This is a genomic window from Bacillus sp. FSL L8-0099 (assembly GCF_038006385.1).
GTDB classification, from domain to species: domain Bacteria; phylum Bacillota; class Bacilli; order Bacillales; family Bacillaceae_G; genus Bacillus_A; species Bacillus_A toyonensis.
In genome coordinates this window covers 2,241,997-2,255,519 of sequence record NZ_JBBOVC010000001.1, presented here as the reverse complement: position 1 = coordinate 2,255,519, position 13,523 = coordinate 2,241,997, and the positions used below count along the sequence as shown (strand labels likewise).

Below are 13,523 nucleotides of genomic sequence, written 5' to 3'. Positions count from 1 at the left end.
GACCTTCATTGCTTTTTGCGTATGCTCGTCTACGATGAGTGGAATATCTTATTATTGAAAACAGAAGGCGATGAATTTTCACATCAAGCAGTTCATTTTGCCAAAGATGTATTCTCATCGCCCTAGTTGTTTTATCTATTGATCTTCTGATAATACTGTTTTTGCAATTCCAGTATCTAATTCTTCAAAGTCATGATATGAAATTGTCTCATATAGCTCGCTTCTCGTTTGCATATTTGAAAGTGCATCTTTTTGAGAACCAGTCTCTTTAATTAGCGTGAATACATTCTCATATGCTTTTGCAGCAACTCGAAGCGACGTTACTGGATAAATCACCATTTGGAAGCCCATATTCGCAAATTCCTCAGCACTATAATATGGTGTTTTCCCAAACTCAGTCATATTTGCTAGTAAAGGTGCATTCACTTTGCTAGTAAATAAACGGAATTCTTCTTCCGATTGAAGCGCTTCTGGGAAAATTGCGTCTGCACCTGCTTTAACATATGCATTCGCTCTTTCAATCGCAGCATCTAGTCCTTCTACACCGCGAGCATCTGTGCGTGCAACAATATATAAGCTTGGCGCAACTTCTTTAATCGCTTTAATTTTTTGAACTAATTCTTCTGTCGTAACAAGTTTCTTACCATTTAAATGTCCACATTTCTTTGGTAATTGTTGATCTTCAATTTGAACAGCCGCTACTTTTGCCTCTACCATTTCTACAGCTGTTCTCGCTACGTTTAGTACTCCACCAAATCCTGTATCAATATCAACAAGAACTGGTAAATCTGTAGCTCTAACTAGATCTCTTGCTCTTTCAGCTACTTCAGTAGATGTCACGATACCTAAATCTGGTAGACCTTTACTTGCAGTGTAAGCAGCTCCTGATAAATAAAGAGCTGAAAAACCTGTATTTTTTGCAACAAGAGCGGCCATTGCATCATGGGCACCTGGAATTTGCAAAATTTCATTTGCTTCTACTAAAGCTCGGAAGCCATTCGCAAGCTCTTCTTGTGTTGACTGTTTATTCACAACCCAAGCCATTCTAAATTCCCCCTATTATTAAATTAAGAATAGATCTACAAATTCGTTTACATTCATATTTTCTAGTTTTTCTTCATTTAAACAAACTTCATGAATTTGTTCTTGTTGCTTACTAGAATAATGACCTGCCATATTTGCAGTGAATTTTTGAACAACTTTTGGAATCGCTTCGTCTCTACGGAAACGGTGACCAAGTGGGTATTCACATTCCACGTTTTCTGTTACAGTACCATCTTTAAAATGAACTTGAACAGCGTTGGCGATTGAGCGCTTGTTCGGGTCAAGATAATCTAAACTGTACTGTTTGTTTTCAACAACAACCATCTTATTACGTAATTCATCTACACGTGAATCATTTGCTACTACATCCTCATAATCGTCCGCTACGATATCTCCTTTTAATAAACCAATTGCCGTAATGTATTGTAAACAATGATCACGATCAGCTGGGTTATTTAATGGACCTTCTTTATCGATAATACGAATTGCTGATTCATGAGTTGTAATTGTAATACGATCAATTTCATCTAATCTTTCTTTAATTTCCGGATGTAATTTCACTGCACATTCTGCAGCTGTTTGTGCATGGAATTCTGCTGGATATGATACTTTAAATAATACATTTTCCATTACATAAGACTCTAGTGGTCTAGCTAATTTTAATTCTTGTTTGTTAAATAATACATCTTGGAATCCCCATCCTGGCGCAGATAATGCTGTTGGATAACCCATTTCACCTTTTAGAGCAGTCATTGCAAGATGAACACCGCGACTCGTCGCATCACCTGCTGCCCATGATTTACGTGATCCAGTATTTGGAGCATGTCGATATGTACGAAGACTAGAGTTATCAATCCACGCATGTGATAATGCATTAAAGATTTCTTCACGTGTTCCACCAAGCATTTTCGCAACTACTGCAGTTGTTGCTACTTTTACATATAATACGTGGTCAAGACCAACGCGGTTTAAGCTGTTTTCTAAAGCAAGTACACCTTGAATTTCATGTGCTTTAATCATCATTTCTAGTACTTCACGTACTTTTAATGGTTCTTTTCCTTCTGAAATACGAACACGGCTAATATAATCTGCAACTGCTAAAATTCCGCCTAAGTTATCAGATGGATGTCCCCATTCTGCTGCAAGCCAAGTATCGTTATAGTCTAACCAACGGATCATACATCCAATATTGAATGCACCTTTTACTGGATCTAGTACATAAGACGTTCCTGGTACACGTGTGCCGTTTGGCACAACCGTTCCTGGTACAACTGGACCTAATAATTTCGTACACTCTGGATATTGCAGTGCTAAAATTCCGCATCCAAGTGTATCTAATAATACGTAGCGAGCAGTACTAAATGCTTCTGCACTAGTAACCTCTTTATTTAATACATAATCCGTAATTTCTTCTAATAATGCATCTTTTTGTTTAATTTCATTTGTTTTAATCATGCTATTCTTCCCTTTCTGTCGAAAATTCGTTATTATTAATGATGGGTGTCTGTCAAACACCCATCTGGCGGGCGGCGCTAACAACTCCCCAGTTGTTCTTATTTACTAAGTACATGTCGCTCGCCAACATAATTTACACGTGGACGGAACAAGCGATTATTTGCATGTTGCTCAATAACGTGCGCACATAGTCCTACTGTTCTAGAGCTAAAGAAGATTGGTGTGTACAGTTGAATTGGGATACCAAGCATCCAATATACTGGTGCTGCATAATAATCAAGATTCGGATAAATGCCTTTTTCCTTCTCCATGATTTTCTCTCCAGCTTCACACATTTCATATAGTGTATAATCGCCTTTTACATCACATAGCTGTTTTAAAGCTTCCTTCATCATAAGTGCTCTTGGATCCATTTTCTTCATATAAACACGGTGTCCAAAGCCCATAATTTTTTCTTTGTTATATAGTTTTTTCTGTAATAACTCTTCAAACTTCTCAACATTGCCAGCCTCTAAAAGCATGTACATAACAGCTTCATTCGCACCGCCGTGTAAGCTTCCCTTTAAAGATGCAACCGCACCAGTTAGAGCACCGTATAAATCTGATTGTGTTGACGCAATTACACGCGCTGTAAATGTAGAGTTTGGCATTTCATGTTCACTATATAAAACAAGGGAACGATCAAAGATCTTCTCCTCAAGTTCAGTCGGTTTCTTACCAGTTAACATATAGAAGAAATTCGCACTATATGACAATTCCTGAAGAGGCTCAATTGGCTCCTCATTATTTAAAATATGATAGCTATTTGCTACAATATTTGGTACTTTACTTAAAAGCTTATAACCTCGATCTTTGTTTACTTCTAACGAGCGATTTTCAATATCATTATCATAACCAGCTAATGCAGACACACCTGTACGCAAGCCATCCATAGGATGCGTTTCTTTAGGCAACGCCTTTAGAACGTTGAATACCCCTTCTGGCACTGCATATTCTTCTTTTAATTTCTTTTCAAGTGTTTCTTTTTCATCCTCATTCGGTAGATGTTCTTCTAATAAAAGGTGCACAATGTCTAAATACTCTTTTGTTTTTGAGAGTTCGATTAAATCATACCCTTGAATTACAATTTCACCTTTTACTGTGTCAAGAAACGAGATTTTCGTCTCCGCTGCTACTACACCATCTAATCCCGGGGAAAATTTTTCTTCAGCTTTCATTATTATTTCCTCCAATCCTAATAGATCTTCGTGCACATAACTGTAAGCCTTTACAATACTTTAGAACTACATTTCTATTTCAATGTATCAGAGTTTTTAGAAGATTTCAATTTATTTTATAATGATAAGTTTCCTATACTTTTACCGATGTAACAATACAGTTTTTTGAAAATAATTTTCATATTTTACAAAGAAAGGACAGACTTCTTTTTAAAACAAAATATAGAGATAAACCATATAGCCCCATCAAACATATCTTTTTTCCGAATTTAATTACAAAATAGAAAAAAACGAGCTGCACACATGTACAGCTCGTTTCTATATGATATTTATTTCACTATCGCCTAAATATAATTCTTATATAAAAATTATTCATTTTTAATAAAGTTATTATTTTACATAATTAAATTGAATTTCTTCTGTTTCTTTACGATAACTTACAACTAAATCATAGTTTTGAAAGTACCAAAGATCATCAAAGTCTACAAAAAATAGAATACCATCTTTCTTAACTGACACTATTTCCCCATCTGGTTTCTCAGAAACAATCCCTAAAGAATATCCGGGCTGAATTGAGCTATTTCCACCATATCTTACGACAAATCGAATACATTCATTGCGATTGATTCGTAATTCTTCTTTAAACCATTTTACAGCTTCGTTTTCAACGATAATATTCAACGTTATCCCTCTCGGCTTTATTCTTTTTCACTTAACTTTTGTCTTACAAACATACCAAAAACAAGTAAAGCTATTACAGCTGAAACAGAGCTTGCTGTAAATAAAATACGATAGCCAAACATTTGTGACACAAATCCAAGTAAAATTGCACCTAATCCGATACCTAAATCAAATGCTGTAAAAAATGAAGCGTTAGCAACTCCTCTTTTACTAGGATCAACAATTGTAAGCATCGCCGCTTGTAAAGCTGGCTGTGCTGAGCCAAATCCCATACCGTATAATGTCGCTGCAATAATGATGCCCGTCAAACCATTTGCCATCGTTAATACAACTATAGCTAAAATAGTAATACATAGTGCTGGAAGTATGATGGATACTTCTCCATATTTATCTAATAATTTACCTGAAATCGGTCTTACAATTGTTAATGCAATTGCATATACAAGAAAGAACGTCCCAGGATTCACATTAATTGAAGAAGCGAATAACGGTAAAAACGTTGTAATGCCACCGTATGCAAATGATAAAAAGAAAACAACAACCGTAATTGATAAAACGGATTTTTCAAATAGTTGAATTTTCCCTTTTTCCTTTTGTGGCGTGAATGGCATTTTCGTTATTAATGATAATATAACTGCCATGAAAGATAAAAGAGTTGCTAAAAGGAATAGACCATGAAATGAATAATATTGTACTACCCATAATCCAATCATCGGTCCGATTGCCATTGCAATTGTCATAGCCATCCCGTACCAGCCCATACCTTCTCCACGGCGTGAATCTGGAATAATATCAGTTATCGCAGTTCCAACAGCTGTTGTAGAAACGGCCCATGTCACTCCGTGAATAACGCGTAAAACTGCTAAAAGGACTATAGTCGATGCTAAATTATAGGAATACATCGTTAGCCCAAAAAGGATGAGTCCGAAAATAATAAAAGACCTTCTACCATATTGATCTAACATACCTCCAATAATCGGTCGTATTACAACAGCAGCTATTGTAAACATTCCCATCATCAATCCAACTTGTGATTCATTTCCACCAATCTCTTTAATGAATAGAGGAAGCGTTGGAACAAGTAAATAAAACCCTGTAAATAAAAATAATATCGCGAAAGACATTTGAATAAATGACTTCGTCCATAATCGTTCCATAAAAAACACCTCCATAAACACGTGAAATTTACGATTAACACCCCCATTGTACATTTTCTCTGTCTCTTTTCCCTCAGCAAAAAGACGTATCTTTTCATATTAAATAGTCCACTCTCAGCATTGATTGGTCGTACGACTTTGTACGTATGCTTTAACCGAAAGTCCTATGTATTTGTACCTTTATACGTGTTAAGAGAATATACTAATTTATTATCTCAACTTAGGAGTGATTATTTTTATGTGGGTATTATCAAGAGTAACTGCCGTGGTTCCTTCAACTCCCGGAATACATGTGCCCGCCGTCCATACAGCTAGCTCTGATGTTGGCATTGAACTTCCCGCAACTTGGCAACAATATCAAGTTCCCGGTCAAGTTACTCCCTCATTTTGGCATCACGGTACACACCCAAGTAGCACTACCTTTTATAACCCCAGTTATGTTCCATTACCCCCGACTCAAGTCTTTTATCATTTTCCATCCATTTATTTTCAAAATTTCTATGGTACGTTTAACATTTAAATAGCATCATTGCATAGCTCCTATATTTACTTCCAATCCATTTTCAACATAAAAAAGTCGAATTTCTTATGTAAGAAATTCGACTTTTTTAATTGCTTTTTATTAACTTTTCTTATTGCCCATTATTCGCAGGGACTTCCCCTGCATTTCCCCCATTATTCGGTGGAGTTGTCACTGGTGGGGTTGGATTCCCTTGCCCTCCCCCGTTACTTGGGGGCGTTGTGTTCCCGCCTTCTCCGTTATTCGGCGGCGTTGTGTTCCCGCCTCCTCCGTTATTCGGCGGCGTTGTGTTCCCGCCTTCTCCATTATTCGGAGGCGTTGTGTTTCCGCCTCCTCCGTTGTTTGGCGGCGTTGTATTTCCTTGACCATTTCCATTATTTTGTTCATTTTGTTTCTGTTCTTCTTGCTTCTTAAGGTCGTCTTGTTTCTTTTGTTCTTCTTGTTTCTTAAGATCATCTTGTTTCTTTTGTTCTTCTTGTTTCTTTAATTCTTCCTGTTTCTTAAGTTCTTCTTGTTTTTTCTCTTCTTCAGTTTTTTGTTGCTGATCTTGTTTCGGCTGTTCAGTTGTATTCGGTACGCTCGTATTTGGTGAAGAATCACGTTTCTCACCCTTTATACGTAACTCATTACCTTCTTTCACAACACTACTTGGCATCTTAAATTGTGATTTATCAGTAGCCATCTCGCTCATCATTTCTTTAAAGATCAACTGTGCAATTTTCGTATTTTTACTACTAATATAATCGTCTTTACTATCTTTCATATAACCAGTCCATACTGCCATCGTATACTGCGGTGTATATCCTGCAAACCAGCTATCACGAGTCGCACTGTCTGGTAATTTATACTGCGCGGCTTTTTCCGAAGAATAGTTCGTTGTTCCTGTTTTACCAGCTACATCTAAAGAACTTATATTAGCGGCTGTACCAGTACCAGATGTTACGACGGAACGAAGCATATCTGTAATCATATAAGCAGTATAATCTTCCATCACTCGTTTTGACTTTTGCTCAAAACTTTTCGATTTACCATCTGGATAAACCACTTTTTTAATAAAATGCGGCTTCGTATATTTACCGTCATTACCAAATGCAGCATACGCACCTGCCATTTCAGTTGGCGATACTTCATTTGTACCAATCGCTGTTGATTCTGTCGGTGATGCATTAAATGTAATACCTAACTTTTCAGAGAAAGCTTTTGATTTATTTATTCCTACTTCTTTTGCAGTTTTAATAGCTGGAACATTACGTGATAATTTTAATGCTTCACGCATTGTAATTTGTCCTAAATACCCTCTATCTGAGTTTCTGACATCTTGACCACCAGTATACTTAAATGGCGAGTCATCGACTTGATGATAAGTAGCCCATTTTAAATATTCAATTGCAGGAGCATAATCAAAGATCGGTTTCATTGTTGAACCTGCTGAGCGATCTAATTCAGTTGCCATATTATGACCTTTAAATACAGCCTTATTTTCACCACGCCCACTGCCTATAGCACGTACTTCACCTGTTTTCGTATCCATAAATGTGAAAGCCCCTTGGAATTTCTCATTTGGATAATCAATAATATTTGTACTTAAAATATTATCAGCCAATGTTTGTGCCTTTGGGTCTAATGTTGTATAAATTTCTAAACCGTCAGAACCAATATTAGCATCTGGTAATTCTTTTTCAACTTCTTTCACAACTGCATCCATAAATGCAGGGTGTGGCATCGCTTGTAATTCAGCTGCCTTTTCAACACCTTTGTCCACTGGTACTTTCGATGCTTCTTCCATTTCTGCTTTTGTAATATAACCATGTCGATTCATTAACTTTAGTACAACATTTCTTCTTTCTGTTGCCTTTTGAATATTTTGTGGTTTCGACGGGTCGTAATTATTTGGTGCTTTCGGTAAACCTGCAAGCATCGCAACTTCTGGTAATGTTAAGTCTTTTAATTCTTTTTTATAGTAGTTTTGTGCTGCTGTTGCGATTCCGTATGAGCGGTTTCCTAAATTAATTTTGTTTAAGTACATCTCTAATATTTCATGTTTTGAATACTGTTGTTCTAGCTTATAAGCTAAATACACTTCTTGCGCCTTACGCTTTGGTGTTTTATCCATTGATAAGAAGTAGTTTTTAATAACTTGCTGCGTTATTGTACTTCCGCCTTGCGAACCGTAATCTCCTTTTAAACTAACTAAAACTGCACGAGCAGTACCTTTGAAATCCACACCACTATGCTCATAAAAACGTGCATCTTCCGCAGCTAAAAAAGCATTTTCTACTAATTTAGGAATTTGATCATACGTAACGTTTGTTCGCTTTTCTTTTCCGTATTCATATACCAACTTCCCGTCTTTATCATAAATTTTTGAGGATAACGGATTAACAAGTTTTGCTTTTTCAAGTTTTGGTGCATCCTTAATCATTACAAAAAAGGTAGCAACCCCCGCCACTAAACCTACAATACCAAGTAATAAACAACTAATTAAAAACTTACGGAAAAATGATGTTTTACCCTTTGGTTTTTGTTTTTTAGAAGCTGGCTGATTTTTCTTTTTAACTTGTCGTCGCTCCTCTCGAGAACGATAATTTTCTGACATGTTACTTTCTCCTGCCTTTCAATTCTCCCGTTGATTTACTAAAAATATTGAGGTCACCTTCCCAAATATCTTTACATTTAGAAAGTGTGTTCATCGGAAGCATTCAATATTTTCCTAATTCACAGATTATAAATTTTAGATACTCTTAAACAAATTATTTTTTTACCTCTATTCCTTCAAATAAAGCTGCCCCATTACGCATAAAATGGAAGAGATAAAATTTTAATACCTCGTATAAATAATATACCTTTTTTTCAAATGGTCAATATTTTCTTATTAATTTCATCAAAGGTGAGATAAAAATAGCATATCGATATGAACTTCGTGTGAACTTCTTTATAAATAGGTATAACAAAGATTTAATATATTGACTATCCGTATTACTGCTGCTTTACATATTCATATTTCAACAACCTAATCCTCATTTCTAAAGGAATTTATAAATAAAATTAAGGAGTTGTATGCTTATGAAATTATCTCCTGTTATATCAAAAAATTTGATTGCTGTTGGTTATAATCCCTTTTCTATGATTTTACGAATCCAATTAAAAAATGGCATGTATGATTTCTTTAATGTACCTGAAAGCATTTACAATGGCTTATTAAATGCACAATCTAAAAGTTATTACCATAAAACTTACATTAAAAATTCTTTCCGCTACACTAAAATTTAAACTTAAACACCAAATAAAAAGAAAGGAGGTTAATCCCCCTTTCTTTTTATACTATTTTCACAGACGAATTATCTTCTATTCCTCTTATTAATTTCATCATATGCTTGAATTTGTTTTCTCACTCGCCGATCCGCCTTTTTATCATGTACGACTAAAATCGCGTGTATGGCGCCTGGAACCCAAAATATTAAAGTTAATATGAAATTAATTATTGCTTGAAATGGCTTTCCGCAAAATAATACAGCTACAGGTGGAAGTAGAATTGCCAATAAGTACATCATCTCTTGAAAACTCCTTATTTTGGATTTTTTATAACACTTCTTTTCATATGCAAGCACACTCTTTGATTTTGGAGTTACACAAATTTCAATTAAGCATTTATAACATTTCTTCTATAATATATATTCTATCCATATGCAAAAAAACCTACTAGACCAAACTCTTCCTACCTATTTAATTACATTTTACATCCGCTCTTTCAATGAGCATTTTAAAATCCTTATTATTTTCAAAACTTTTCTCCTTCTCTACTGCAGTTAATCCAATCGCAGAAATTACCGTTCCTATTGCCTGTATCCAAATACCAATCAGTGCTATTATCCTCTCATTCTTCTTATCAAGAATACGATCTTCGTTTTCTACTTCATCCTTCGATAAATTAATTATGCCTTGATACGCTTGTAGTCCGGCCCCTAAGCTTTGCATAGAATTGCCTAGTACAATGATTCGCTGTATTACTTTCATCTCAATCAAAGCTGCTTCTACTCCTAAAAAAGCACCAATCGATTGTAAACTGTTCCCGACAATGATAAGATAATCATTCTCTGTTAATTGTTCATTTTTATTAAAATATGTTCCTATTACATTTGATATATTCCCTAATGCCAATAACTCAATTCCCATTTTATCCAGTGTTTCACTTTCATTCTGCAAACATATATTTCGATTTTCTATTTCTTCTTCATCTTTATCTTCATCTTCGGTATAATTAGTCGCTATAATTTGTAAAATATACCCGAGGGCTTGTAATGAGCTTCCTATAATAACAAGGTCCGATTCAATTTTCTCTTCCCCAATAAATCCTCTTGTCGTTCCAATAGCAGCTGTAAGATTTCCTCCTACTTGATACCATGCTCCTGTCACTTTTAAACTGCTTGGATTCATTTTCATCACCTATTTTGATATTTTCTCGTGCTTTCGAAATAACCAAAAGTCACTCTTAATCAAATATTTTATTTTCCATATGTAATTTTGTGCATTCTATAATGTGTTACTAATACAAAAAGTACCTTAAAGGTACTTTTTTAGCCAAAACGTATATCACTGAAATTACATTGAGTAATAGATACTTATTTTTAAACACATGCTGGGCATGTCAATGAATCTCCATTTTTATCTATTGTTATATTCAATATATATCGAATCGCATTATGTGACCACATTTCAGGTGTGGGTGATTCATTAACATACTGTGGTGCACATGAATGCAGCATTGGAGTGCTAATACCACCGCCAGGATCTAAAGCAACTACAGCCACACCATCAGGCAATTCCAGTGCCATAGATTTCGTGATACCTTCAATTGCAAACTTCGAGGCACAGTATGGTGCAAGATCTGCCTCAGCTTCTCTTCCCCAACTAGAACTCATATTAATAATAATTCCTTCTTTTCTATCTACCATTGCTGGGACAAATGCTCTTATTACATTTACTACACCATTCACGTTTACATTCATTACATTTTCAAATTCCCCAGCGGTAACTTTCCAAATTGGTGCATTTTGATTCACAATTGATGCATTATTTATTAACAAGTCGGGAGCCCGATATTTAGTAAGGGTATCATTTGCCCAACTACTAACTTGCTGCGAATCTGAAACATCAATTATTTGAAAATCATGTGTATTACCGTATTGTTTTTTTAGTTCTTCAATTTTATCTTTTGAACGTCCACATCCACATATGTTCCATCCCAATTCATGAAATCGATCAACCATCGCGCGTCCTAATCCTTGCGTCACTCCTGTAATAATTACGAGTTTCCTAATGTCATTTCGCTTCAATCCCTCGCCTCCCTTTACCATATTTTACTCCTTTAACCTTCATTTATCTATTTACTAAAGTATTAAAAACACTTCATACTTTAGAAGTATTTTTAATATTGCACACATAAACAAAAGAGTAACCATAATGGTTACTCCCGTTTACATATTTAAAAATTCGTTGTTTATTTCATTATTAATTTTTAAATTGCAACTTTTCTTTCCCGCATTTTTACATTGATACATATAAACTGTACCTAATTTACCAGCTTGAAAATCCTCATTACCCTGCATTTTCATAAAACTATATTTATGTTTATAGTGCGATTCATCCAAATAATTTCCAATCCACTTTTCAACATAACACAGTCCACTTTTGTGAAAAAATCTTCAACTAGCCTGATTACATACTTTTATTTAAAAGCTCAATTTCATATTGTAATTTTTTGAATTGCTCAAAATGCATTGTTATAGATTGACTGCTACCAACTTCAGCACTTTGTTTCACCAGTAATACTCCTGTATCATGAAAAAGCGCTTCAAGTTCTTTTCTGATGGACACTTTTGCAATATGAGCTGTTTTAATTGCAGATAAAATTGCAATCTCATTAAACTTTAATTTTATTTCATTTGGACAAAATGCGTTTTCAATCAATATAACTTCATTGCTATAAATAAGCGCAACAAGATTACTTGATTTTGCATCTGATAAATCTACTTTTTTTATAACGTTATTCATAACATTTTGCCTCCTTTGTTTTCGTATATATTAATTATACAAATTATTTCTTTTTTATTATCCAACTCATATTAAGTTTAACACACTTTTATTGAAAGCCACGCTTGAAACGTTTTACTATTCCACAATTTTTGTTACATGAACCATTTGGACTTTACTCCCATATAGTAATGTTAACAATTCATTATAAAGCAGGTGAAAATTATGCCCTCAGTTGTAGGGAATTTAGTTGTACAAAATAGTAACGGATCATTTAACTTAGGTGATTTCTACAACGTTTCTCCGAAAGAAAATACGAAAGCTTACAATGGATCTGGCGCATCAAACGTTGGTTTTGTTGTTAATACTTTTAACGGTGTTAGTGCGACTAATACGTTTGATTCGGACCTTGCAGATCAAAATCAAGTGGGTACAGCCTAACCCTATTTTTCAGCTTTCTGTATAGGAATTTTAGATTTGTCTATACTATAATCAGGCTGTTTCACAGCTATTATTGAATGTTGGAGTACCCTATCTTTTTCTCCCTTTCCCTGGGGCTTAGCAGTTAGCATGAAGCTAGCTGCTATTTCGCATTATTTCTTCCATCTATCAGAAATAATAGAAGCTAGATATTAAAGTTCAGCTTCTATTATTTCAATTACATCTATAAAACTAAATACACGTGTTTTATAAAATGCGTCTGTGCACATTATAATCTGCCTTACCGGGTCTATATGAACGACTGTCATATAACTTGTAAGTATGTAGCCATCTTCAAAATATGTCACCAATATTTCTTGCTCAGACAATAATGCCGTTAGCAATTTATCAGAAATTCTTTCTTTTTCTTCATTTGTTACTATCGGCCTTTGCACTTTTAATTTCTCACCAATAACCTTTCTCATACTTAACAATTGTTCCGACATTACTGTAAATGGAACCCACTCTCTTTCTTCTTTCTGCCTCTTTACATGATTCATTTCTTTATCTCCTTGATCATTTATCCACTCTATTTCACACATACTGTTACTCCATCATTTTTAGTAATTACTAAGTTCGTATTTATTTCTAAATTGTATAATGTCTGCACCAAAAAGAACATTTGTTCTAATTATACACGAACCTACGTTCTTTTGAGAAGAGGCATATTTATATTTTTTTCCCTTAAAACAAACTTTTCACTCTCTACACATTGAAATACATTTAGCGAATAAAAAACGATTTCACATAAAGTGAAATCGTTTTTTCTAATACGTTATATTTTCAAGTTTATTTTTTTAACTTGACTAGCTTTCTTTTTTTTGCATGAACCATTCTTAAACGCAAACATACATTATAATGAAAGAATTCACAAAATTTAATAAATTTATAATGTAACTCAATTTATTCCTTATAGGTTTTCTGTGAAAAGAGGGCGAT

14 protein-coding genes are annotated in these 13,523 nt (G+C 34.6%); 3 read left to right on the top strand and 11 right to left on the bottom strand.

Features of this window, described 5'->3' with window-relative positions; genetic code table 11:
• Positions 1–135: 135 nt before the first annotated feature.
• The 5 genes from prpB to MHH42_RS11590 form a co-directional block, all read right to left on the bottom strand.
• Positions 136–1,044, bottom strand: coding sequence for a methylisocitrate lyase (prpB, locus tag MHH42_RS11610; RefSeq protein ID WP_000312644.1), 909 nt, complete (start codon positions 1,042–1,044; stop codon positions 136–138).
• A gap of 18 nt (positions 1,045–1,062) precedes the next feature.
• Positions 1,063–2,499: a 2-methylcitrate dehydratase gene (prpD, locus tag MHH42_RS11605; protein WP_000598146.1), complete on the bottom strand. Its 1,437-nt coding sequence runs from the start codon at positions 2,497–2,499 to the stop codon at positions 1,063–1,065.
• Positions 2,500–2,597: 98 nt separating this feature from the next.
• Positions 2,598–3,716: a citrate synthase gene (gene mmgD, locus MHH42_RS11600; RefSeq protein ID WP_000642649.1), complete on the bottom strand. Its 1,119-nt coding sequence runs from the start codon at positions 3,714–3,716 to the stop codon at positions 2,598–2,600.
• 390 nt (positions 3,717–4,106) lie between these two features.
• On the bottom strand, positions 4,107–4,397 hold the full coding sequence (locus MHH42_RS11595) for a HesB/YadR/YfhF family protein (RefSeq protein ID WP_016108336.1): 291 nt from the start codon (positions 4,395–4,397) through the stop codon (positions 4,107–4,109).
• 17 nt (positions 4,398–4,414) lie between these two features.
• Positions 4,415–5,554 (bottom strand): MFS transporter, encoded by a 1,140-nt coding sequence (locus MHH42_RS11590; protein ID WP_016108335.1) that lies wholly within the window; start codon positions 5,552–5,554, stop codon positions 4,415–4,417.
• Between the two features lie 238 nt (positions 5,555–5,792).
• On the opposite strand from MHH42_RS11590, the gene MHH42_RS11585 reads away from it, so the two are divergent.
• Positions 5,793–6,074, top strand: a complete 282-nt coding sequence (locus tag MHH42_RS11585; RefSeq protein WP_000270098.1) for a hypothetical protein — start codon at positions 5,793–5,795, stop codon at positions 6,072–6,074.
• A 112-nt stretch (positions 6,075–6,186) separates the two neighbouring features.
• Here MHH42_RS11585 and MHH42_RS11580 read toward each other — a convergent pair whose 3' ends face one another.
• Entirely contained in the window at positions 6,187–8,670 is a 2,484-nt protein-coding gene (locus tag MHH42_RS11580) for a transglycosylase domain-containing protein (protein ID WP_016108334.1), read from the bottom strand.
• A gap of 467 nt (positions 8,671–9,137) precedes the next feature.
• On the opposite strand from MHH42_RS11580, the gene MHH42_RS11575 reads away from it, so the two are divergent.
• Positions 9,138–9,344: a KTSC domain-containing protein gene (locus MHH42_RS11575; RefSeq protein WP_000777817.1), complete on the top strand. Its 207-nt coding sequence runs from the start codon at positions 9,138–9,140 to the stop codon at positions 9,342–9,344.
• Positions 9,345–9,412: 68 nt separating this feature from the next.
• Here MHH42_RS11575 and MHH42_RS11570 read toward each other — a convergent pair whose 3' ends face one another.
• From MHH42_RS11570 to MHH42_RS11550, 4 genes are all read right to left on the bottom strand, one after another.
• The gene (locus MHH42_RS11570) at positions 9,413–9,625 is read right to left on the bottom strand and encodes a YqaE/Pmp3 family membrane protein (RefSeq protein WP_000990220.1); all 213 of its coding nucleotides are present in this window, start codon (positions 9,623–9,625) and stop codon (positions 9,413–9,415) included.
• A 172-nt stretch (positions 9,626–9,797) separates the two neighbouring features.
• Positions 9,798–10,508, bottom strand: coding sequence for a DUF6944 family repetitive protein (locus MHH42_RS11565; RefSeq protein WP_016108332.1), 711 nt, complete (start codon positions 10,506–10,508; stop codon positions 9,798–9,800).
• A gap of 191 nt (positions 10,509–10,699) precedes the next feature.
• Entirely contained in the window at positions 10,700–11,428 is a 729-nt protein-coding gene (locus MHH42_RS11560) for an SDR family oxidoreductase (RefSeq protein ID WP_016108331.1), read from the bottom strand.
• A 361-nt stretch (positions 11,429–11,789) separates the two neighbouring features.
• Complete coding sequence (locus MHH42_RS11550; RefSeq protein ID WP_001066863.1) at positions 11,790–12,125, bottom strand: hypothetical protein; 336 nt, start codon at positions 12,123–12,125, stop codon at positions 11,790–11,792.
• A gap of 204 nt (positions 12,126–12,329) precedes the next feature.
• On the opposite strand from MHH42_RS11550, the gene gerPF reads away from it, so the two are divergent.
• The gene (gerPF, locus tag MHH42_RS11545) at positions 12,330–12,545 is read left to right on the top strand and encodes a spore germination protein GerPF (RefSeq protein WP_001141565.1); all 216 of its coding nucleotides are present in this window, start codon (positions 12,330–12,332) and stop codon (positions 12,543–12,545) included.
• Positions 12,546–12,736: 191 nt separating this feature from the next.
• Here gerPF and MHH42_RS11540 read toward each other — a convergent pair whose 3' ends face one another.
• Positions 12,737–13,084, bottom strand: a complete 348-nt coding sequence (locus MHH42_RS11540) for a YolD-like family protein (protein ID WP_033661286.1) — start codon at positions 13,082–13,084, stop codon at positions 12,737–12,739.
• Positions 13,085–13,523 lie beyond the last annotated feature (439 nt).